Origin of the sequence: Streptomyces sp. NPDC093801, from assembly GCF_040701585.1 — a bacterium.
Classification (GTDB): Bacteria; Actinomycetota; Actinomycetes; order Streptomycetales; family Streptomycetaceae; genus Streptomyces.
The window spans coordinates 127,221-147,409 of record NZ_JBFBDP010000005.1; the positions used below are offsets into that span (position 1 = coordinate 127,221).

At 73.7% G+C, this 20,189-nt stretch carries 18 protein-coding genes; 6 read left to right on the forward strand and 12 right to left on the reverse strand.

Annotation, left to right across the window (positions count from 1 at the left end; genetic code table 11):
- Window positions 1-74 precede the first annotated feature (74 nt).
- Entirely contained in the window at window positions 75-1,280 is a 1,206-nt protein-coding gene (gene rocD / locus AB0469_RS07245) for an ornithine--oxo-acid transaminase (RefSeq protein WP_366450352.1), read from the forward strand.
- Between the two features lie 37 nt (window positions 1,281-1,317).
- Here the strand turns inward: rocD and AB0469_RS07250 are convergent, their stop codons facing one another.
- Window positions 1,318-2,508, reverse strand: coding sequence for a glutathionylspermidine synthase family protein (locus tag AB0469_RS07250; RefSeq protein ID WP_366450353.1), 1,191 nt, complete (start codon window positions 2,506-2,508; stop codon window positions 1,318-1,320).
- Between the two features lie 40 nt (window positions 2,509-2,548).
- On the reverse strand, window positions 2,549-2,851 hold the full coding sequence (locus AB0469_RS07255; protein WP_366450354.1) for a hypothetical protein: 303 nt from the start codon (window positions 2,849-2,851) through the stop codon (window positions 2,549-2,551).
- Between the two features lie 131 nt (window positions 2,852-2,982).
- Here AB0469_RS07255 and AB0469_RS07260 point away from each other — a divergent pair, with 131 nt between their 5' ends.
- On the forward strand, window positions 2,983-3,819 hold the full coding sequence (locus AB0469_RS07260; protein ID WP_366450492.1) for a DMT family transporter: 837 nt from the start codon (window positions 2,983-2,985) through the stop codon (window positions 3,817-3,819).
- An 88-nt stretch (window positions 3,820-3,907) separates the two neighbouring features.
- On the opposite strand, the gene AB0469_RS07265 is transcribed toward AB0469_RS07260, so the two are convergent.
- Window positions 3,908-5,323 (reverse strand): PLP-dependent aminotransferase family protein, encoded by a 1,416-nt coding sequence (locus AB0469_RS07265; protein WP_366450355.1) that lies wholly within the window; start codon window positions 5,321-5,323, stop codon window positions 3,908-3,910.
- Between the two features lie 46 nt (window positions 5,324-5,369).
- Here AB0469_RS07265 and AB0469_RS07270 point away from each other — a divergent pair, with 46 nt between their 5' ends.
- Entirely contained in the window at window positions 5,370-5,873 is a 504-nt protein-coding gene (locus AB0469_RS07270; RefSeq protein ID WP_366450356.1) for a carboxymuconolactone decarboxylase family protein, read from the forward strand.
- 119 nt (window positions 5,874-5,992) lie between these two features.
- Here the strand turns inward: AB0469_RS07270 and AB0469_RS07275 are convergent, their stop codons facing one another.
- The 3 genes from AB0469_RS07275 to AB0469_RS07285 all read right to left on the reverse strand — a co-directional run bounded on the left by AB0469_RS07275 (window position 5,993) and on the right by AB0469_RS07285 (window position 8,780).
- On the reverse strand, window positions 5,993-6,982 hold the full coding sequence (locus tag AB0469_RS07275; protein WP_366450357.1) for a malate dehydrogenase: 990 nt from the start codon (window positions 6,980-6,982) through the stop codon (window positions 5,993-5,995).
- Between the two features lie 315 nt (window positions 6,983-7,297).
- Window positions 7,298-7,930, reverse strand: coding sequence for a DUF3017 domain-containing protein (locus AB0469_RS07280; protein ID WP_366450358.1), 633 nt, complete (start codon window positions 7,928-7,930; stop codon window positions 7,298-7,300).
- On the reverse strand, window positions 7,920-8,780 hold the full coding sequence (locus tag AB0469_RS07285) for a bifunctional methylenetetrahydrofolate dehydrogenase/methenyltetrahydrofolate cyclohydrolase (RefSeq protein ID WP_366450359.1): 861 nt from the start codon (window positions 8,778-8,780) through the stop codon (window positions 7,920-7,922). The genes AB0469_RS07280 and AB0469_RS07285 overlap by 11 nt, the downstream gene beginning before the upstream one ends.
- 252 nt (window positions 8,781-9,032) lie before the next feature.
- Between AB0469_RS07285 and AB0469_RS07290 the strand changes: the two genes are divergently transcribed.
- The gene (locus tag AB0469_RS07290) at window positions 9,033-9,773 is read left to right on the forward strand and encodes an RDD family protein (RefSeq protein WP_366450360.1); all 741 of its coding nucleotides are present in this window, start codon (window positions 9,033-9,035) and stop codon (window positions 9,771-9,773) included.
- A gap of 80 nt (window positions 9,774-9,853) precedes the next feature.
- Here the strand turns inward: AB0469_RS07290 and purH are convergent, their stop codons facing one another.
- Window positions 9,854-11,437: a bifunctional phosphoribosylaminoimidazolecarboxamide formyltransferase/IMP cyclohydrolase gene (gene purH / locus AB0469_RS07295; RefSeq protein ID WP_366450361.1), complete on the reverse strand. Its 1,584-nt coding sequence runs from the start codon at window positions 11,435-11,437 to the stop codon at window positions 9,854-9,856.
- Window positions 11,434-12,057, reverse strand: coding sequence for a phosphoribosylglycinamide formyltransferase (gene purN / locus AB0469_RS07300; RefSeq protein ID WP_366450362.1), 624 nt, complete (start codon window positions 12,055-12,057; stop codon window positions 11,434-11,436). The genes purH and purN overlap by 4 nt, the downstream gene beginning before the upstream one ends.
- A gap of 237 nt (window positions 12,058-12,294) precedes the next feature.
- Between purN and AB0469_RS07305 the strand changes: the two genes are divergently transcribed.
- A complete protein-coding gene (locus tag AB0469_RS07305) occupies window positions 12,295-12,897 on the forward strand; it encodes a hypothetical protein (RefSeq protein WP_366450363.1) in 603 nt (200 codons plus the stop codon).
- 211 nt (window positions 12,898-13,108) lie between these two features.
- Here AB0469_RS07305 and AB0469_RS07310 read toward each other — a convergent pair whose 3' ends face one another.
- Entirely contained in the window at window positions 13,109-14,797 is a 1,689-nt protein-coding gene (locus AB0469_RS07310; RefSeq protein ID WP_366450364.1) for a DUF6350 family protein, read from the reverse strand.
- 124 nt (window positions 14,798-14,921) lie between these two features.
- On the opposite strand from AB0469_RS07310, the gene AB0469_RS07315 reads away from it, so the two are divergent.
- The gene (locus AB0469_RS07315; RefSeq protein WP_366450365.1) at window positions 14,922-16,556 is read left to right on the forward strand and encodes a helix-turn-helix domain-containing protein; all 1,635 of its coding nucleotides are present in this window, start codon (window positions 14,922-14,924) and stop codon (window positions 16,554-16,556) included.
- Window positions 16,557-16,647: 91 nt separating this feature from the next.
- Here the strand turns inward: AB0469_RS07315 and sucD are convergent, their stop codons facing one another.
- The 3 genes from sucD to AB0469_RS07330 form a co-directional block, all read right to left on the reverse strand.
- The gene (sucD, locus tag AB0469_RS07320) at window positions 16,648-17,535 is read right to left on the reverse strand and encodes a succinate--CoA ligase subunit alpha (protein ID WP_042809390.1); all 888 of its coding nucleotides are present in this window, start codon (window positions 17,533-17,535) and stop codon (window positions 16,648-16,650) included.
- Between the two features lie 21 nt (window positions 17,536-17,556).
- A complete protein-coding gene (gene sucC / locus AB0469_RS07325) occupies window positions 17,557-18,735 on the reverse strand; it encodes an ADP-forming succinate--CoA ligase subunit beta (RefSeq protein WP_366450366.1) in 1,179 nt (392 codons plus the stop codon).
- A gap of 299 nt (window positions 18,736-19,034) precedes the next feature.
- Window positions 19,035-20,189: a VWA domain-containing protein gene (locus AB0469_RS07330; protein ID WP_366450367.1), complete on the reverse strand. Its 1,155-nt coding sequence runs from the start codon at window positions 20,187-20,189 to the stop codon at window positions 19,035-19,037.

The following is a 20,189-nucleotide window of genomic DNA, read 5'->3' on the forward strand; positions in this document are numbered from 1 at the left end:
ACGATCCGAGCGACGATACAAAGGACGCCACCCATGTCACCCGCGTCACCAGCAGACGGACGATCGGAGATCCCGTGTCGAGAACAGCTGATGCCATCCGCTCCGCCGACGAGCACAGCGCGCACAACTACCACCCCCTCCCGGTCGTCGTGACTTCGGCGGAGGGCGCGTGGATGACCGACGTGGAGGGCCGGCGCTACCTCGACATGCTCGCCGGGTACTCGGCGCTCAACTTCGGCCACGGCAACCGGCGTCTGATCGACGCGGCCAAGGCCCAGCTGGAGCGGGTCACGCTCACCTCCCGGGCCTTCCACCACGACCGGTTCGCCGACTTCTGCACCGAACTCGCCGCGCTGTGCGGCAAGGAGGCGGTGCTGCCGATGAACACGGGCGCGGAGGCCGTGGAGACGGCGGTGAAGACGGCCCGCAAGTGGGGGTACGAGGTCAAGGGCGTCCCGGACGGACAGGCCAAGATCGTCGTCGCCGCGAACAACTTCCACGGCCGGACGACGACCATCGTGTCCTTCTCCACCGACCACGAGGCCCGCGACCACTACGGCCCCTACACCCCCGGCTTCGAGATCGTCCCGTACGGGGACCTCACCGCCCTCGACGCCGCCGTCACCGCCAACACCGTCGCCGTCCTGCTGGAGCCGATCCAGGGAGAGGCGGGCGTCCTGGTCCCGCCGGCCGGCTACCTGGCGGGCGTACGGGAGCTGACGCGCGAACGGAACGTGCTGTTCATGGCGGACGAGATCCAGTCGGGCCTGGGCCGCACCGGCCGGACCTTCGCGTGCGAGCACGAGGACGTCGTCCCGGACGTGTACGTCCTGGGGAAGGCCCTCGGGGGTGGCGTGGTGCCGGTGTCCGCCGTGGTCGCGGACCGCGACGTGCTCGGGGTGTTCCGGCCCGGGGAGCACGGCTCGACCTTCGGCGGGAACCCGCTCGCCTGCGCCGTCGCGCTGGAGGTGATCGCGATGCTGCGCACCGGCGAGTACCAGCAGCGGGCCGCCGAACTCGGCGACCACCTGCACCGCGAGCTGAACCTGCTGGCCGGCTCGGGCGCGGTGACCGCCGTCCGCGGGCGCGGGCTGTGGGCGGGCGTCGACATCGACCCGGCGCGCGGCACGGGCCGCGAGGTCTCCGAGAAGCTGATGGAGCGCGGGGTCCTGGTGAAGGACACGCACGGGTCGACGATCCGGATCGCGCCGCCGCTGGTCATCGCCAAGGAGGACCTGGACTGGGGTCTGGAGCAGTTGCGGGCGGTCCTCGCCGGCTGAGGCCCCGGGGGTGCCCGGCCGGGCACCCCCTCGTCCGCTAGAGGATGACGTGCGGCAGGAAGCGGGCGTACTCGTCGGTGACCGGGCCCGCCGACTCGCGGATGCCGAGGCCGGCCGCCTCCTCCTCGACCACCCACGCGCCGAGGACCACGCGGTTGCCGTCGAAGTCGGGCAGCGGGGCCAGCGCCTGGAAGACGTACGTCTCCCCGTCGGCCGCCGCGAAGGGCTCGCCGCCGGGCTCGTGGAGGGTGACCCCCGCGCCCTCGCGGCCCAGCAGGGGCTTGGCGGCGTAGCCGCAGGTGCCGGCCAGCTCGCGCGGGCCGTCGAGGTAGGCGGGCAGCAGGTTCGGGTGCTCGGGGAAGAGCTCCCACAGGATCGCCAGCAGGGCCTTGTTGGCCAGCAGCATCTTCCACAGGGGCTCGATCCAGGCGGTGGTGCCGGTGCCTCCGCCGTGGTCGTAGCTGTCGAGGACGTGCGGGCCGAACTCGTCCTCGACCAGCCACTCCCAGGGGTAGAGCTTGAAGCAGCCGCGGATGAAGCGGAGCTTCTCGTCCACGAACCGGCCGGCGAGGGCGTCCCAGCCGATGGTCTCCACCGACAGGGCGTGGGTCTCCAGCCCGGCCTGCTCGGCGGTCTCCTGGAGGTAGGCGACCGTCATCAGGTCCTCGCCGAGCTCGTCGGTCTCAGAGTGCGCGAAGTGCAGCGGGCCGGGCGGCAGCAGCTCGGCCTGCCGGCGCCAGGCGTCGACGAGCCGCTCGTGGAGGGAGTTCCACTGGTCGGCGCCGGGGAAGCGCTCCTCCATCCAGAACCACTGCGGGCTCGCGGCCTCCACCAGGGAGGTCGGGGTGTCGGCGTTGTACTCCAGCAGCTTGGCGGGGCTTGCGGAGCCGTCGTAGCGCAGGTCGAAGCGGCCGTAGAGGGAGGGCTGTTCGGCACGGCGCCGCCAGGACTCGGCGATGAGCGCGGCGACCTTCGGATCGGTGATGCCGAGGTCGGCGAAGCGGTCGTGCTCGACGATGTGGGCGGCCGCGGCCAGGCACATGGCGTGCAGTTCCTCGACGACGTTCTCCAGCGCCTCGACCTCGGGGAGGGAGAAGGAGTAGTAGGCGCTCTCGTCCCAGTAGGGGCGCAGGGAGTCGTCGGGGAAGCGGGTGAGGGGGTAGATCAGTCCCTGGTCCTCGACGGTCTTCTGCCAGTCGGGGCGGGGTTCGATGGTGTGCCGCTGCATGGGTGCCGTGCTCCGTCGTGTGCGCTCGTCCGCCGCCCGCTCAGCCGCCGGAGGAGCCGGAGTGGCTGCCGCCGCCGATGCCGCCGCGGGTGACGGCCGACTTGTCGAAGCTGCCGCCGGTCACCTTGCCGTTGCTGACGCTGCCGCCGTAGTAGTACGCCCCGCGGCCGCCGGTCTTGCACTCCTTGGCGTTGAGGTGGTCCAGCGTGGACCGGGACGCGCAGCGCTTGTCGGGCTCGCTGCTGCTGCCGCAGGCCACGAGGGTGGCGGCGAGCAGGCCCATGCCGCCGAGGGCGACCGCGCCGGAGCGCATGCGTCGTCGGTTGGTTTCGCTGGTGTCCATGGCGTGTTCCGCTCCCCCTGGGTGGCGTGGGCTGCCGACAGACTAGAGCGGGGGTGTCGGGCGAGGGAATCCGGCCACCGTCACACCCTTGTCACGGTGGGGGCCCTAGAGTCGGTTTCGTGCTGATCGGAATGGTTTGCGCGCTGGGCGCGGCGGTGTGCTTCGGTACGGCCTCGGTCCTCCAGGCGGTGGCGGCCCGCGCGGCGGCCCGGCCGGGGGACGGCTCGGGGGTGGACACCGCGCTGTTCCTGCGCGCGGTGCGGCAGTGGCGGTACCTGGCGGGGCTGGCGCTGGACGCGGTCGGATTCGTGCTCCAGATCATCGCCCTGCGGCACATCCCCATCTACGTGGTGGGGGCCGCGATGGCCGCGAGCCTGGCGGTGACGGCGGTGGTATCGGCGCGGCTGCTACGGGTGCGGCTGTCGCGGCTGGAGTGGTGTGCGGTGGGGGTGGTGAGCGCGGGGCTGCTGATGCTGGGGCTGGCCTCCGGCGAGGAGGGGGACGGGGTCGGCACGCTCGCGCTGAAGCTGGGGCTGCTGGCGGTGGCGGGGCTGGTGCTGCTGGTGGGCGCGGTGGCGGGGCGGCTGCCGGACGGCTCGCGCGCACTGGTGCTGGGCCTGGCGGCGGGGACGGGGTTCGGCGTGGTGGAGGTGGCGGTGCGGCTCGTGGACTCCGTCTCGCTGCGGGAGCTGCTCAACCCGGCGCTGTACGCGTTGCTGCTGGGCGGGGCGGCGGGGTTCCTGCTGCTCACCTCCGCCCTGCAGCGCGGTTCGGTGACGGCGGCGACGGCCGGGCTGGTGCTGGGCGAGACGGTGGGCCCGGCGGTGGTGGGGGTGGTGTGGCTCGGCGACCGGACGCGGGAGGGGCTGGAGTGGCTGGCGGTCCTGGGGTTCCTGGTGGCGGTGGCCGGATCCCTGGCCCTGGCCCGCTTCGGCGAACCGGAACCACAACCAACCCAACCCGGCTGAGCAACGCCCACCACACGGGGGCCACACCACGGGCCACGGGCCGCACGCAGGGCGCGGGCCGCGGAGGGCGCCGGGCCGGGCCGTGGGCTTACGGGAGGGTGGCCGTCAGGGCGGTCAGGGTGGGGGACCAGGCACTGTCCGTCGGGGTGCCGTAGCCGAGGACCAGTGCCTCGCGCTCCGGCATCTCCGTCTCCGGGTGCCGGTAGCGCGCCAGGCCCTCCACCGCCAGCCCCTGCCAGGCCGCGGCCTGGACGATCGACCGCTCCGTCCCCGCCGGGAGGTCCAGCACCGCGTGCAGTCCCGCCGCGATCCCGGAGACCGGTCCGCCGCCGAGCGCGGCCAGCAGCTCGTCGCGCCGGCGCCGGTAGCGCAGCCGCATCGCCCGCACGTGCCGGTCGTACGCGCCGGAGGTCATGAACTCCGCCAGCGTCAGCTGCTCCAGCGCGCTCGACATCCACTCCGCCCGGCCCTTCGCGTCCAGCACCTCCTCCAGCAGGCCGGGCGGGACCACCATCCAGCCCATCCGCAGCGCCGGGGCGAGGGACTTGCTGGCGGTGCCGAGGTAGACCACCCGGTCGGGGTCCAGGCCCTGGAGCGCGCCGACCGGCTGGCGGTCGTAGCGGAACTCCCCGTCGTAGTCGTCCTCCAGGATCAGCCCGCCCGTGGTCCGCGCCCAGTCCACCGCCGCCGCCCGGCGCTCGGGGGTGAGGGCCGCGCCGGTCGGGAACTGGTGCGCGGGCGTCAGCAGCACCGCGCCCACCCGGGGGCCGAGCCCGGCCAGGTCGGGGGTGCGGGCGCCGGCCCCGTCCACCCACAGCGGCCGGGTCCGCAGCCCGGCCCCGGTGAGCAGGTCCCGGTGCAGGTCCAGGCTGTAGCCCTCCACCGCCATCTCCCGTACCCGGCGGCCCCGCAGCACCCGCCCGAGCAGCTGGAGCGCGTGGGCGAAGCCGGCGCACAGCACGATCCGGTCCGGGTCCGCGTACACCCCGCGCGCCCGTGCCAGGTATCCGGCGAGCGCCTCCCGCAGTTCGATCCGGCCGCGCGCGTCGGCGGCGTAGCCGAAGGCCTCGTTCGGGGCGTCGGTCAGGGCCCGGCGGGCGGCCGCCAGCCAGGCGGCGCGCGGGAAGCCGCCCACGTCCGGGGAGCCGGGCACCAGGCTGTAGGCCGGGGAGCGCCGCGCGGGGCGGCGCACCGGGGCCGCCGGGCCCGGCGCGCGGCGCGGCCGGGCCCGTTCCGCGACCCGGGTACCGGAGCCCTGGCGGGCCGTCAGCCAGCCCTCGGCGACGAGCTCCGCGTAGGCCTCCGCGACCGTGTTGCGCGCGATGCCCAGGTCGGCGGCGAAGGTCCGGGAGGAGGGCAGCCGGGTCCCGGGCGCCAGCCGGCCGCTGCGCGCGGCCTCCCGCAGCGACTCGGTCAGGGCGGCCCGCAGGCCGCGCTCGCCCGCCGACAGCGCGGAGAGGTCCAGGTGCAGGTCGGCGCCGTAAGTGGCCCATGAGTCGGTCATGGATGTGGACCATATAGGCGGGCCGCCCGCTCCGTACGGTGGAGCCATGAGCAACGACACGAAGACCACCGGACTCGCCGAAGAGCACACCCCCCGCATGGAGCTGTTCAAGCTCGCCCCGGAGGCCTACAAGGCCGCCGTCGCCCTGGAGATCGCCTCGAAGAAGGGCCTGGACCCGGTCCTCGTCGAGCTCGTCAAGATCCGCGCCTCGCAGATCAACCACTGCGCGTTCTGCCTGGACATGCACACCAAGGACGCCCTCGCGGCGGGCGAGAGCGTCGAGCGCATCATCCAGCTCGCCGCCTGGGAGGAGTCGCGGCACTTCTACACGGAGAAGGAGCTGGCGGCGATCGAGCTGACCGAGGCCGTCACCGTGCTGACGGACGGCTTCGTCCCGGACGAGGTGTACGCGAGGGCCGCCGCGCACTTCGAGGAGGCCGAACTGGCCCAGCTGATCACCGTCATCGCCATGATCAACGTCTGGAACCGGATCGCCGTCACCACCCGGCTGTCCCCGGGGCACTACACCCCGGGCTCGCTCAAGCGCTGACCGGCCGGGCCCGCGGTCCGGCGGCACGCCGAAGCGCCCCGGCCGTGTTCGGCCGGGGCGCAAGGGGTGTTCGCTCCGCTCCGGCCGGAGGGGCGGGCCCTCCGGGCGGAGCGGGTGGATCAGATGAGGCCGAGCTCGCGGACCGCGTCGCGCTCCTCGACGAGCTCCGCCACGGACGCGTCGATGCGCGCACGGGAGAACTCGTTGATGTCCAGGCCCTGGACGATCTCGTACTTGCCGTCCTTGCAGGTGACGGGGAAGGAGGAGATCAGGCCCTCCGGGACGCCGTAGGAGCCGTCCGAGGGGATGCCCATGGAGGTCCAGTCACCGGCGGCGGTGCCGTTGACCCACGTGTGGACGTGGTCGATGGCGGCGTTGGCGGCGGAGGCGGCCGAGGACGCGCCACGGGCGTCGATGATGGCGGCGCCGCGCTTGGCGACGGTCGGGATGAAGGTCTCGGCGAGCCACTGCTCGTCGTTGACGACCTCGGCGGCGTTCTTGCCGGCGATCTCCGCGTGGAAGATGTCCGGGTACTGGGTCGCCGAGTGGTTGCCCCAGATGGTGAGGCGCTTGATGTCGGTGAGGTCGGCACCGGTGCGCTGCGCGAGCTGCGACAGGGCGCGGTTGTGGTCCAGGCGGGTCATCGCGGTGAAGCGCTCGGCCGGGACGTCCGGGGCGGCGGCCTGCGCGATGAGCGCGTTGGTGTTGGCCGGGTTGCCCACGACCAGGACCTTGATGTCGTCCGCGGCGTGCGCGTTGATCGCGGCACCCTGCGGCTTGAAGATGCCGCCGTTGGCGGAGAGCAGGTCACCGCGCTCCATGCCCTTGGTGCGCGGGCGGGCGCCCACGAGGAGGGCGACGTTGGCGCCGTCGAAGCCCTGGTTCGGGTCGTCGAAGATGTCGATGCCCTTGAGGAGCGGGAAGGCGCAGTCGTCGAGCTCCATGGCGGTGCCCTCGGCGGCCTTCATGCCCTGCGGGATCTCCAGGAGGCGGAGCTTGACCGGCACGTCCGCGCCGAGCAGGTGGCCGGACGCGATGCGGAAGAGCAGCGCGTAGCCGATCTGGCCGGCGGCGCCGGTCACGGTGACATTCACGGGAGTGCGGGTCATGGCCTTCTCCGTTAGACAGCTGGCGGTGGGGCGTCCCCGCCCCATGTGCTGGGTCCCAAGTACTGGGGAGGACGCCGCTTCCCTGTCCTGTGAATCTTGACGTGAAGAGACATCCGCGGTCAGGCTATCCGACCCGAGGGGTCCCGAACCCCCCGGCACCTGTGGTCCACGGCACACGACCCCCGGGTTCGAAGGTCCGAACGCACGCGCGACCTGTACTCCAGCCCCGAAATCCGTACGTTCCAGGCCTCTTCGAGGGCCCGGGCGCGCCGCGCCGCACGGGATCGTCCCGGCGGCGCGGCGGCCGACGCCCGGTCAGCGGACGGTGAAGCGGACCGCGGTCTCCAGGAACGGGATGTGCAGCCACGGCCTGGGCTCCATCACCAGCGCCAGCAGCGTGATCGCCACGCCCAGCAGCCCGTACGTGACCATGTCCGTGAAGCGGGAGCGCACCGCGAGCATGCCCACCGACGGCAGGACGCGCCGCAGCACCGCGGCCCCGATCAGGGCGATGCCGATGATGAGGCAGCCCACCCGCGGGTGCCCGACCGCCGTGGCCAACAGCCCGGCGGCGGTGGCGGCGAGGACGCTGAGCATCGGCCACTGGCGGGCGGGCGTGGACACCGCGCCGGGGATGGCGCGGCCCGCGCCCTCCGGGCGGGCGGTGTCCTGGGTGACGGCGGGGAACCGCCGGGACCGCGCCGCCGGCCGGGCGGGGGTGGAGGCCCCGGCCGCCGCCGGGGACCGGCCCGTCCCGGGACCGGACTTCGGGCGGGGTGCCGGCGGGTGCTCCGGTGCCCCGGCGCCCTGCGCCGGGGCACCGCCCGCGGCCGTGCCCTCGCCCGTGCCCGTGTCCTCGCCCGTGCCCGTGTCCTCGCCCGTACCGCTGCCGGTCCCGTCCGTACCGCTGGTCCCGCCGGCCCCGCTCGTGTCGTGCTCAGCCCGCACTGCCGGCCCGCTCCGCCGCCTCGACCACGTTCACCAGCAGCTGCGCCCGCGTCATCGGCCCGACGCCGCCCGGGTTCGGGGAGATCCAGCCCGCCACCTCGGCGACGCCCGGGTGGACGTCGCCGACGATCTTGCCGTTCTCGTCGCGGCTGACGCCGACGTCGAGGACGGCCGCGCCCGGCTTGACGTCCTCCGGCTTCACCAGGTGCGGAACGCCCGCCGCCGCGACGACGATGTCCGCCTGGCGCAGCAGCCCGGCGAGGTCGCGCGTACCGGTGTGGCACAGGGTCACGGTGGCGTTCTCGGACTTGCGGGTGAGCAGCAGCCCGATGGAGCGGCCCACGGTGATGCCCCGTCCGAGGACGACCACGTGCGCACCGTTGATCTCGACCCCGTGGTGGCGCAGCAGCTCGACGATCCCGTACGGGGTGCAGGGCAGCGGCCCCTGCACGCCGAGCACCAGCCGGCCGAGCGAGGTCGGGTGCAGGCCGTCGGCGTCCTTGGCCGGATCCATCAGCTCCAGGACCCGGTTGGTGTCGATGCCCTTGGGGAGCGGAAGTTGGACGATGTACCCGGTGCACTCCGGGTTCTCGTTCAGCTCGCGCACGACCGCCTCGATCTCCTCCTGGGAGGCCGTGGCGGGCAGTTCGCGGCGGATGGAGGTGATGCCCACCTCCGCGCAGTCCTTGTGCTTGCCGTTGACGTACCAGCGGCTGCCCGGGTCGTCGCCGACGAGCAGCGTGCCGAGGCCGGGGGTGATGCCCCGCTCCTTCAGCGCCGCCACGCGGGCGGTCAGTTCGGATTTGATCGCGGCCGCGGTGGCCTTGCCATCGAGAATCTGGGCGGTCATGGGGGCATCCTCCCGGATGGGGCGGCCCGGCTTCCAGTCGGGCGGTGGCCGGAACATGCTCTTCATTGCACTTGCACAACAAGTCTGGCCCGGCTTTGCAACCGGCTGGACAAGCCCGGTGCGGGCCCACGACGATGACGGGCAGCAAGACGATCGGAAAGAGTGCCGCGGGCAGTGCCGGGGGGCGTACCGCAGAAGCAAGTGTCCTCCAGCGTGCCGTGCGTCCCCGCACTTCACGGAGGAAACACCCAGATGAGCTTCGGCGATCCCAACAACCCCTACGGGCAGCAGCAGCCGCCGCAGGGCCAGCCCGGCTACGGCTACCCGCAGCAGGCCCCGCAGGGCGTCCCGCCGCAGGCCGGCTACGGCTACCCGCAGCAGGGCCAGCAGCCGTACGGCGTCCCTCCGCAGGCCCCCGGCACGCTGCAGGCCAACAACGGCTACATCAACGTCGCGGGCCTGGGCACCGTCCAGGTGGCCACGATGGGCCGCCGCTTCGGCGCCCGCGTGATCGACGGTCTGATCATCGGTGTCCTGTACTTCATCCTGAGCTCCGTGGTGTTCGCGGGCGCCTTCGGTGCGGCCAGCGACATCAAGGACTGCACGGGCATCGACCCGCTGTCCCCGCAGTACAGCACCTGCCTCAACGAGGCGTCGGCCCAGGCCGGCGAGGCCGCGGGCGGCATCTTCGCGGCCTTCTTCGGCGGTCTGCTCATCCTCGGTCTCGCCACCCTGCTCTACGAATGGCTGATGATCGCCTTCGTGGGCGCCACCGTCGGCAAGCTGGCCCTCGGTCTGAAGGTCGTCAAGGAGAACACGGGTCAGGTCCCGGGCATCGGCGGCGGCTTCATCCGCTGGATCATCCCGATGGTCGGCTCCGTCCTCTGCGGCATCGGCCAGCTCCTGGTCTACCTCTCCCCCTTCTTCGACAACTCGGGCAAGCTCCAGGGCTGGCACGACCGTGCCGCGGGCACGATCGTCGTCAAGAAGTAGGCAGCAGGCAGCAGGCACCGCTCACGGCGAAGGCCGCGTCCCGCACTGCGGGACGCGGCCTTCGCCGTCTGCCGGGCCGCTCAGTGGAAGAAGTGGCGGGTACCGGTGAAGTACATCGTCACGCCGGCCTTCTGCGCCGCCTCGACGACCTGCTCGTCACGGACCGAACCGCCCGGCTGCACGACGGCCTTGATGCCGGCGGCGGTCAGGATCTCCAGCCCGTCCGGGAACGGGAAGAAGGCGTCCGAGGCCGCGTACGAACCCTGGGCGCGCTCGGCGCCCGCCCGCTCGACCGCCAGCTTGGCCGAGTCGACGCGGTTGACCTGACCCATGCCGACGCCGACCGAGGCGCCGTCCTTGGCCAGCAGGATCGCGTTGGACTTGACGGCGCGGCAGGCCCGCCAGGCGAAGGCGAGCTCGGCGAGCTCCTCGGCGGACAGGGCGTCGCCGGTGGCCAGGGTCCAGTTCGCCGGGTCGTCGCCCTCCGCCTGGAAGACGTCGGAGTGCTGGAGCAGCACACCGCCGCTGACGGGCTTGAGGTCGCCCGGCTGGTGCGGGGTGCCGTCCACCTTCAGGACGCGGATGTTCTTCTTCTTGGCGAGGATCTCGACCGCGCCGTCCTCGTACGCCGGGGCGGCGATGACCTCGGTGAAGATCTCCGCGACCTGCTCGGCGAGCTCGACGGTCACCGGGCGGTTGACGGCGATGACGCCGCCGAACGCCGACAGCGGGTCGCAGGCGTGCGCCTTGCGGTGCGCCTCGGCGACGTCCGCGCCGACCGCGATGCCGCACGGGTTGGCGTGCTTGATGATCGCGACGCAGGGTCCTTCGTGGTCGTAGGCGGCGCGGCGGGCGGCCTCGGTGTCCACGTAGTTGTTGAAGGACATCTCCTTGCCGTGCAGCTGCTCGGCGTTGGCGAGCCCGCCCGGCTGGCCGTCGGTGTAGAGCGCGGCGGCCTGGTGCGGGTTCTCGCCGTAGCGCAGGGTCGACTTGCGCTCCCACGCGCCGGCCAGGAACTCGGGCAGCGCGCCCTCCTCGCCCTCCGGGGCGTACGCGTTCGTGAACCAGGACGCCACGGCCACGTCGTAGGCGGCGGTGTGCTGGAAGGCCTCGGCCGCGAGCCGCTTGCGGGCGGTGAGGTCGAAGCCGCCGCCCTGGGCCGCGGCGAGGACGTCGGCGTAGCGGGCCGGGCTGGTGACGACGGCGACCGACGGGTGGTTCTTGGCGGCGGCGCGGACCATCGACGGGCCGCCGATGTCGATCTGCTCGACGCACTCGTCGGGCGTGGCGCCGGAGGCGACGGTCTCCCGGAACGGGTACAGGTTGACGATCACCAGGTCGAAGGGCTCGACGCCCAGCTCGGCGAGCTGGCGCCGGTGGTCCTCCAGGCGCAGGTCGGCGAGGATGCCGGCGTGCACGCGCGGGTGGAGGGTCTTGACCCGGCCGTCGAGGCACTCGGGGAAGCCGGTCAGCTCCTCGACCTTGGTGACGGGCACGCCGGCCGCGGCGATCTTCGACGCGGTGGAGCCGGTCGAGACGAGCGCGACGCCCGCCTCGTGCAGGCCGCGGGCCAGGTCTTCCAGTCCCGTCTTGTCGTAGACACTGACGAGCGCACGCCGGATCGGCCGCTGGGTCGTAGCCGTCGTCGTTTCGTTGGCGGTCACTGGATTGTTACCTTTCGTCCCTCAATGCGGTAGCCGTGCCGGGCCAGGCGCCCCACGACGTCGACGAGCAGCTGGCGCTCGACTTCCTTGATGCGCTCATGGAGCGCGGCTTCGTCCTCCCCGTCGCGGACCTCGACGACACCCTGGGCGATGATCGGACCCGTGTCCACGCCGCTGTCCACGAAGTGGACCGTGCAGCCGGTGACCTTCGCCCCGTACGCGAGGGCGTCCCGCACCCCGTGCGCGCCGGGGAACGCCGGGAGGAGGGCGGGGTGGGTGTTGACGAACCGGCCGCCGAAGCGGTCGATGAAGCTCTTGCCGACGATCTTCATGAACCCTGCGGAGACCACGAGGTCCGGCGCGTACGCGTCGGTGGCCTCGGTGAGGGCGGCGTCCCACTCCTCACGGCTCCCGTAGGCCTTGACCGGGCACACGAAGGTCGGGATCCCCGCCTTCTCGGCCCGTTCCAGACCGGCGATGTTCTCGCGGTCGGCCCCGACGGCGACGACCTCTGCCCCGAAACCCTCGGCTCCGCCGGGGTGGGCGTCGATGGCGTCGAGCAGGGCCTGGAGGTTGGTGCCGGAGCCGGAAACCAGCACGACCAGGCGGGAGGCGGCCATGGGAGGCCCTTTCTCACAGGATTTGCGACGTTGGTCTTGTGTGGTCATACGAAACTTCGGGGTACCGATATACGGGGAACCATACGAAGCCACCGACCGCCTGCAACGATACCGGCACACGGGACCGCCCCCGAGGGACGGGGGGACGGGCGGGCGGTAGCGTCTGGTGTACAAGCCGTACGACCCGGCGCGCACCGGGTGCGCGACGTCCACGACACAGGGGAAGTAAGCCACTCGATGCCGGACCGCCGTCAGCCCGACCCCTCCACCGACGACAACCCCTTCGCGGCGCCCCCGGAGGGCCGGCCCGACCAGCCGTGGCAGCCCCGGCAGCCCCAGGGCCCGCACGGCGGCGGCCCGTCCGGCCCCGGCCCCGACCCCGGCTCGGAGCCCGGCGGGCCTGCCCGCTGGGACCCGATGGACCCGGTCCAGCGGCGTGCGCGGTACGCGATGCTGGCGGGCATGTGGGGGTTCTTCTTCGGGATCTTCGGCATCCCGTCGGTGGGGCTGCTGCTCGGGGCGCTGGCGATGTACTGGGGGATCAGCGCGCTGCGCGGCCGCCCCGCGACCCCGGCCGACCCGACGAAGGGCACCCCGGCCCAGCCGGGCGGCCTGTCCGCCCTCGGCCCGGCGGCCCGGCCGCAGCGGGCGGCGGCGGTCAGCGGACTGGTCTCGGCGACGCTGGCCCTGCTGCTGGCCGGCACCTCGTACGGGCTGCAGCTGGCGTACAAGGACTTCTACGTCTGCCGCGACGACGCGCTGACGCAGACGGCGGAACTCCAGTGCAACGACCTCCTCCCGGACAACGTGATCGGCAACGTCCTCAAGGTCCAGCGCTGACCTTCCCCGCTCCGGGGCGGAGCCCCGGACCCCGTTGAGCGAACGCCGCGCGGGCCGGATCCCGCGCAGCGCGATTCCAGCCCCGCCGGGGTGTGAGGCGCTGGAGGGACGCCGGCGGCAGCCGGGGGAGGGTCTGGGGGCGGAGCCCCCTGGAAACGGTGGAAGGGCGGGGCGGGGGAGACGGCTCCGCGCAGCGGCCCCCCGACTCCGCTCAGCCCTCCGGCCGCCGCCGCGCCAGCACCCGCGCCCCCACCACCCCCGGCAGCAACGGCCCTGCCTCCACCGCGCCCTGATCCACCGCCACGTCCGCCACTGGCGCAACCTCCGCCACCGGCACGGCAACCTCGGCAGCGGGAGCCCCGGCGCCCGGGGCCTCCGCACCCGGGGCCTCCACACCCGGAGCCTCGGCAGCCGCAGCCTCCGCAGCCGGGCCCTCGACAGCCGGAGCCTCGGCAGCCGGGGCCTCGGCAGGAGCCGGAGCCGCCGGCTCCGGAGCCGGCGGAACCCCGCCCGCGGGAGCGACGATCGGCAACGCCGCCTCCCGCAGCGCCGCCCACCGCAGCTCCCGCACCCCCGGGGCGTGCCACGCGTCCCCGCCCCCCGCATCCCCGGCGGAGCCCACCGGCCGGTTCCGGAACCCGTGCACCCCCACCGCCACCGGCACCGCCAGCACCACCACCCACCCCGCCGCGGCCGCACCCACCGCCCACCACACCGGCCCGAAGGCCGCCAGCGCCCGCGTCCCCAGCGACCCCGCCGACGCCGCCGCCAGGCCCGCCATCGCGAGCCCGCACACCACCGCCCCCAGCGCGGCCGTCAGCGCGGTCTCCCCGTACGAGACCTCCCGCGCCCGCCGCACCGCGAACCAGCCCACCACCAGCCCCGCCGCCACCGGCAGCCCGGCCGTCGCCCACGTCAGCGGTGTCCCCGCACCCTCCGGTGGAAGCGCCGCCAGCAGCGGGAACCTCGGCAGCGCCGCCGCCCCCTGGAACCCGAGCGGTGTCGCCGTCGCCCCGGTACCCACCGCGAACCCGGGCCCCAGCCCGTACGCCGCCCCCCACACCACCGCGTTCGGCACCAGCGTCACCGCCAGCAGCAGCACCGCGAACCGGCCCGACCACACCCCGGTCAGCGTCAGGAACGAGGACTGCACCTCCCCCGCGTGCCACACCAGCGACGCCCCGACCAGCACCGTCCCGCCGCCCAGCAGGACGAGCACGCCGGCCGCCCCCGACCGCAGCGCCAGCGCGTACCGCGGACGGGCCACCGCCCGCCGCACGCCCCCGGGGATCCAGCCCGGCAGCGGCCCCGCCGGCCGGCCCTTCACCGCCCACACCCCGCCCGCCGCGGCGCACACGGCCACGAGCGGCAGGTGCCAGGCGGCGCTGAGCGGGTCCGCCGGCATCGGCCCGCCGGCCGCGTAGACGGTGGCGAGCGCGCCCACCCCCAGGTAGCCGCAGAGCACGGCGGAGAACACCGCGCTCGCCGGCAGCACCTCCTCCGCCTCCGCCTCCGCCCCCACGCCGACTCCCACGCCGACCCCGGACGCGCTGCCCAGCCGGGCCGCCCGCCGCATCAGCAGCACGGGCAGCGCCACCAGCAGCAGCGGGGTCACGCCGACGGGGGCGGGCACCCCCGAGAGGGTGTCGTAGCGGACGAGTTCGGTCCCGTGGGCCATCAGCCACAGCCCGGCGGCGAGGTGCAGCGCCCCGCCGGGGCCGCTGTCCGGGTAGGGGGAGCTGATCCACAGCACGATCACGAGCACGGCCAGGAAGCCGAGCCCCAGTCCGGCGGCCACGGCGCCGCCCAGCACGCAGGCCGCGGCGGCCGGCGAACGGCGCGGCGCCCGGGCCTGCGGGGCAGCCGGCAACGGGGCCCCGCGTTCGATCACTTGGGTCACCCCGTCATGGTGCCAACGACACGCGCTATGGGTGGGTAACAGGCGTTTGTCCGTTGTGTCGCCCAATATACGTTTATGTACTTTATCGCCCAGTGCTGTGCTGCCAGGTCGCGGGGAGTGTGACATGACACCGGACGTCGATGCGGGCTCCGGCTCGGAGCGGGGCCTGCCGCCCCCCAAGGAGCGCCGCCGGCTGCGCGAGTCGGGCGAACTGACGCACGAACAGGTCGCGACGGAGCTGGGGGTCACCGCCGGCACCGTCCGCTCGTGGGAGACGGGCCGTACGGAGCCGGGCGCCCGGACGCGCGACGCGTACGCGGCCCTCCTCGACCGCCTCGCGCGCGCGGGCACGGGCCGGTCCGCCGGCCCGAACACCCGCCCGGGACGGGCCGCGAAACGCGCCCCGAAGCCCCCCTCCGCCCCGCCCCGCCCCGCGACCCCCCACCCCTCCCCCGCGCACCCGGCACCCGTCCGCGCCGCCGCACCGGAACCCGTCCCGGCGGCACCCCCCGCGCCGCCCCGCACCGAGGCGCCGGACGCCTGCGCCCCGCAACCCCTTCCCCCGCACACCCCGCCGGAGCCCCCCGCGCCGTCCCCCACCGCCGCGCCGGACGCCTGCGCCCCGCAACCCCTTCCCCCGCACACCCCGCCGGAGCCCCCCGCGCCGTCCCCCACCGTCCCCGCCGCCCCTGCGGCGGGCCCCGCCGTGACGGGCGGCGCGGCACCGGACGGCGGGCCGGAGCCGTCCGCACCGGACGGGGTGCCGGAGCGCACCGCGCCGGACGGGGTGCCGGAACACGCCGCGCCGGACGCCGTCCCGGAACACGCCGCCGCGCCCCCCGCACCCCCGCCGCCGCCCGCCGCCCAACCCCCCGGCCCCGCCCCCGCGGCCGGGCCGGAGCCCGGCGTACCGGCGCCCGCCCGGCCCCCGCGGCCGACGCGGCCCGCCGAGGCCTTCGACTCCCTCTACGCGTACTCCGCCCCCGCCCTGGTCCGCCAGGTCTACCTGCTGACGGGCCGTCGCTCCCTCGCGCAGGAGTCCGTGGAGCGGGCGTTCCGTCAGGCCTGGGCGCAGTGGCCCGAGGTGGCCACCGACCCCGACCCCGTCGGCTGGGTCCGCGCCGCCGCGTACGAGTACGCGCTCTCCCCCTGGCGGCGGCTCCGGCGCGCCCACCGGACCCTCGGCCGACCGGACAAGGCCCCGGCCGACCCCAACGACCGCATCCTGCTCGGGGCCCTGCTCGCCCTGCCGCCCGCGCACCGGCGGACCGTGCTGCTCTACGACGGCGTCGGCCTCGACCTGCCCGACACCGCCGCGGAGACCGAGGCCAGCACCCCCACCACCGGCAACCGCCTGCTGCGCGCCCACGCGGACCTCGCCGCCCGGCTCCCCGGACTGGCCGGCGTACCCCCGGAGGAGCAGTCGGCCGTGCTGCGCGCCTGGCTCGGCGCGGTGCGGCCCGCCGTGCCGCTGGACCCGCCCCCGGCGGCCACCGTCCGCACGGTCAGCGAGCTCCGCGCCCGCCGCTGGGCGCGGGCCGCGCTCGTCCTGACCGCGGTGATCGCCGTCGCGACCGGGTACACCACCGTCACCGCGCCGGACCACTACGTGGCGCCGGTCGCGCCCGGCACCGGCGTCTCCGGGGTGCCGCCGCTCGCCGGCCCGCCGCGGCTGACCGAGACGAGCCGGGCCCTCCAGGACAAGCTCCGCGCCGCGCCGGCCGCCGGCCCCCACCGCCTCCACCCCGCGCTGGAATGAGCGGGCGGGACGACGGAACGCGAAAAGGGCGTGGCCCGCACCCCGGAGGGTGCGGGCCACGCCCGTACAGCCGTGCGCCCGAAGCTACCGCTTACTTCGCTTCGAGGATCTCGCGCGCCAGCTTGGCGGTCTCGGTCGGGGTCTTGCCGACCTTGACGCCCGCGGCCTCGAGGGCCTCCTTCTTGGCCTGCGCGGTGCCGGAGGAGCCGGAGACGATGGCGCCGGCGTGGCCCATGGTCTTGCCCTCGGGGGCGGTGAAGCCCGCGACGTAGCCGACGACCGGCTTGGTGACGTTCTTCGCGATGAAGTCCGCCGCACGCTCCTCGGCGTCGCCGCCGATCTCGCCGATCATGACGATGAGCTCGGTCTCCGGGTCGGCCTCGAAGGCCTCCAGGGCGTCGATGTGCGTGGTGCCGATGACCGGGTCGCCACCGATGCCGACGGCGGAGGTGAAGCCGATGTCGCGCAGCTCGTACATCATCTGGTAGGTCAGCGTGCCGGACTTGGACACGAGACCGATCTTGCCGGGCTTGGTGATGTCGCCCGGGATGATGCCGGCGTTGGACTGGCCGGGGGTGATCAGACCCGGGCAGTTCGGGCCGATGATGCGGGTCTTGTTGCCCTTGGCGGTCGCGTACGCCCAGAAGGCGGCGGAGTCGTGCACCGCGATGCCCTCGGTGATGACGACGGCCAGCGGGATCTCGGCGTCGATGGCCTCGACGACGGCGGCCTTGGCGAAGGCCGGCGGGACGAAGAGGACGGAGACGTTGGCGCCCGTCTTCTCCATCGCCTCGGCGACGGAGCCGAAGACCGGGACCTCGGTGCCGTCGAAGTCGACGGACGTGCCGGCCTTGCGCGGGTTCACGCCACCGACGATGTTCGTGCCGTCAGCCAGCATCAGCTTGGTGTGCTTCATGCCCGTGGCACCGGTCATGCCCTGGACGATGACCTTGCTGTCCTTGTTGAGGAAGATAGCCATGTGAGTCTGTGACCTCTGCCCTTACTTCGCAGCCGCGAGCTCGGCGGCCTTGTCGGCCGCACCGTCCATGGTGTCCACGCGCTGCACCAGCGGGTGGTTGGCGTCCGAGAGGATCTTGCGACCCAGCTCGGCGTTGTTGCCGTCGAGGCGGACGACCAGCGGCTTGGTGACCGCCTCGCCCCGGTCCTCGAGCAGCTGCAGCGCCTGGACGATGCCGTTGGCGACCTCGTCACACGCGGTGATGCCACCGAAGACGTTGACGAACACGGACTTGACGTCCGGGTCGCCGAGGATGATCTCGAGGCCGTTGGCCATGACGGCGGCGGAGGCGCCACCGCCGATGTCGAGGAAGTTGGCGGGCTTCACGCCGCCGTGGTTCTCACCGGCGTACGCGACGACGTCGAGGGTGCTCATGACCAGACCCGCGCCGTTGCCGATGATGCCGACCTCGCCGTCGAGCTTGACGTAGTTGAGGCCCTTCTCCTTGGCGGCGGCCTCGAGCGGGTTCGCGGCCGCGTGGTCCACGAACTCCTCGTGACCGGGCTGGCGGAACTCGGCGTTCTCGTCCAGGGAGACCTTGCCGTCGAGGGCGATGACCTCGCCGGAGGCGACCTTCGCGAGCGGGTTGACCTCGACGAGGAGCGCGTCCTCGGCGATGAAGGTCTGCCACAGGGTCACGAGGACCTCGGCGACCTTCTCGGCGACCTCGGCCGGGAACTTCGCCAGGGCGACGATCTCGCGGGCCTTCTCGATCGTGACGCCCTCGTTGGCGTTGACCGGGACCTTCGCGAGCTTCTCGGGGGTCTCCTCGGCGACCTGCTCGATGTCCATGCCGCCGGCGACCGAGGCCATGGCCAGGAAGGTGCGGTTGGTGCGGTCGAGCAGGTAGGAGACGTAGTACTCCTCGACGATCTCGGGAGCGGTCTCCGCGATCATCACCTTGTGGACCGTGTGGCCCTTGATGTCCATGCCCAGGATGTCCGTCGCGCGGGCGACGGCCTCGTCCGGGGTGGCGGCGAGCTTGACGCCGCCGGCCTTGCCGCGGCCGCCGACCTTCACCTGGGCCTTGACGACCGACTTGCCGCCCAGCTTCTCGGTGGCCTCGCGAGCCGCCTCAGGCGTGTCGATCACTTCACCGGCCAGCACCGGTACACCGTGCTTGGCGAAGAGGTCCCTCGCCTGGTACTCGAACAGGTCCACGCGCGTCCGTCCCTTGTCTTCAAAGATTCGCAGTGATTCGCGGTTTGTCTGCTATCTGCGTGGGCGTGCCGCGGAGGGCAACGTGACGGCGCTGTCACTGGGTAGGCGCACACGGTGACCGTGGACGCGGCATGTCCGTCTCGCAGGTTATCCCCGTGGGCCGTAGGACCCTAAATCACAGATCACACCTGAGCGGTGATACCTGTCACAGATCGCCTCACCGCGGAACTGCATGTTCGTGTGATCCGCCGATTCGCCGCCGGGCCGCGCGGGACCCGCCGGCGGGGGCTCGCGGCGGCTCACGGCACGGGCAGGGGGCGCTTCTCCAGGGCGGCCGCCATCACCTCCGGGAACAGGTCGGGCGTGCAGGCGAAGGCCGGGGCGCCGAGTGCGGCGAGGGCCGCGGCGTGCTCGCGGTCGTAGGCGGGGGCGCCCTCGTCGGACAGTGCGAGCAGGGCCACGAACTCCACGCCGGCCGCCTTCATCGCGGCGACCCGCTTGAGCATCTCGTCGCGTATCCCGCCCTCGTAGAGATCACTGATCAGGACGACGACCGTGTCGGCAGGACGGGTGATCCTCGACTGGCAGTAGGCCAGGGCCCGGTTGATGTCGGTGCCGCCGCCGAGCTGGGTGCCGAAGAGGACGTCGACCGGATCGTCGAGCTGCTCGGTCAGGTCGGCCACCGCCGTGTCGAACACGACCAGACGGGTGGCGATCGACCGCATCGAGGCCAGGACCGCCCCGAACACGGAGGCGTGGACGACCGAGGCCGCCATCGATCCCGACTGGTCGATGCAGAGGACCACCTCCTTCCTGACCGCCCGGGCGGTCCTGCCGTGGCCGACGAGCCGCTCGGGCACGACGGTGCGGTGCTCCGGGAGGTAGTTCTTGAGGTTCGCGCGGATCGTCCGGTCCCAGTCGACGTCCCGGTGGCGGGGACGGCTGATCCGGGCCGAGCGGTCGAGCGCGCCGGTGAGGGTGGCCCGGGTCCGGGCCGCGAGGCGCTCCTCCAGCTGCTCGACCACCCTGCGGACCACGGCCCGCGCCGTCTCCTTCGTCGTGTCGGGCATGGCCTTGTTCAGCGACAGCAGGGTGCCGACCAGGTGCACGTCCGGTTCGACGGCCTCCAGCATCTCCGGCTCCAGCAGCAGCGCGGACAGGCCGAGCCGCTCGATGGCGTCCCGCTGCATGACCTGGACGACCGGGCCGGGGAAGTAGGTGCGGATGTCACCGAGCCAGCGCGCCACCCGCGGGGCGGACCCGCCGAGCCCCGCCGTCCGCTCCCCCTGCCCCTTGCCGTCGCCGCCTCCGTAGAGCGCCGCCAGCGCCGCGTCCATCGCGGCGTCCGACCCGCCCAGCACCCGCGCCGTCCCGTCGCCCTCGCCCCCGCCGAGCACCATCCGCCACCGCCGCAGCCGCTCGCCCCCGGCGGTTTCCGTACCGGTCTCCGTCAT

Coding starts and splice junctions, on each gene's coding strand:
- AB0469_RS07250 (WP_366450353.1), bottom strand. CDS start 2,508: ATGCAGCGGCACACCATCGAACCCCGCCCCGACTGGCAGAAGACCGTC.
- AB0469_RS07255 (WP_366450354.1), bottom strand. CDS start 2,851: ATGGACACCAGCGAAACCAACCGACGACGCATGCGCTCCGGCGCGGTC.
- AB0469_RS07260 (WP_366450492.1), top strand. CDS start 2,983: ATGGTTTGCGCGCTGGGCGCGGCGGTGTGCTTCGGTACGGCCTCGGTC.
- AB0469_RS07265 (WP_366450355.1), bottom strand. CDS start 5,323: ATGACCGACTCATGGGCCACTTACGGCGCCGACCTGCACCTGGACCTC.
- AB0469_RS07270 (WP_366450356.1), top strand. CDS start 5,370: ATGAGCAACGACACGAAGACCACCGGACTCGCCGAAGAGCACACCCCC.
- AB0469_RS07275 (WP_366450357.1), bottom strand. CDS start 6,982: ATGACCCGCACTCCCGTGAATGTCACCGTGACCGGCGCCGCCGGCCAG.
- AB0469_RS07285 (WP_366450359.1), bottom strand. CDS start 8,780: ATGACCGCCCAGATTCTCGATGGCAAGGCCACCGCGGCCGCGATCAAA.
- AB0469_RS07290 (WP_366450360.1), top strand. CDS start 9,033: ATGAGCTTCGGCGATCCCAACAACCCCTACGGGCAGCAGCAGCCGCCG.
- purN (WP_366450362.1), bottom strand. CDS start 12,057: ATGGCCGCCTCCCGCCTGGTCGTGCTGGTTTCCGGCTCCGGCACCAAC.
- AB0469_RS07305 (WP_366450363.1), top strand. CDS start 12,295: ATGCCGGACCGCCGTCAGCCCGACCCCTCCACCGACGACAACCCCTTC.
- AB0469_RS07315 (WP_366450365.1), top strand. CDS start 14,922: ATGACACCGGACGTCGATGCGGGCTCCGGCTCGGAGCGGGGCCTGCCG.
- sucD (WP_042809390.1), bottom strand. CDS start 17,535: ATGGCTATCTTCCTCAACAAGGACAGCAAGGTCATCGTCCAGGGCATG.
- AB0469_RS07330 (WP_366450367.1), bottom strand. CDS start 20,189: ATGACGGAGACCGGTACGGAAACCGCCGGGGGCGAGCGGCTGCGGCGG.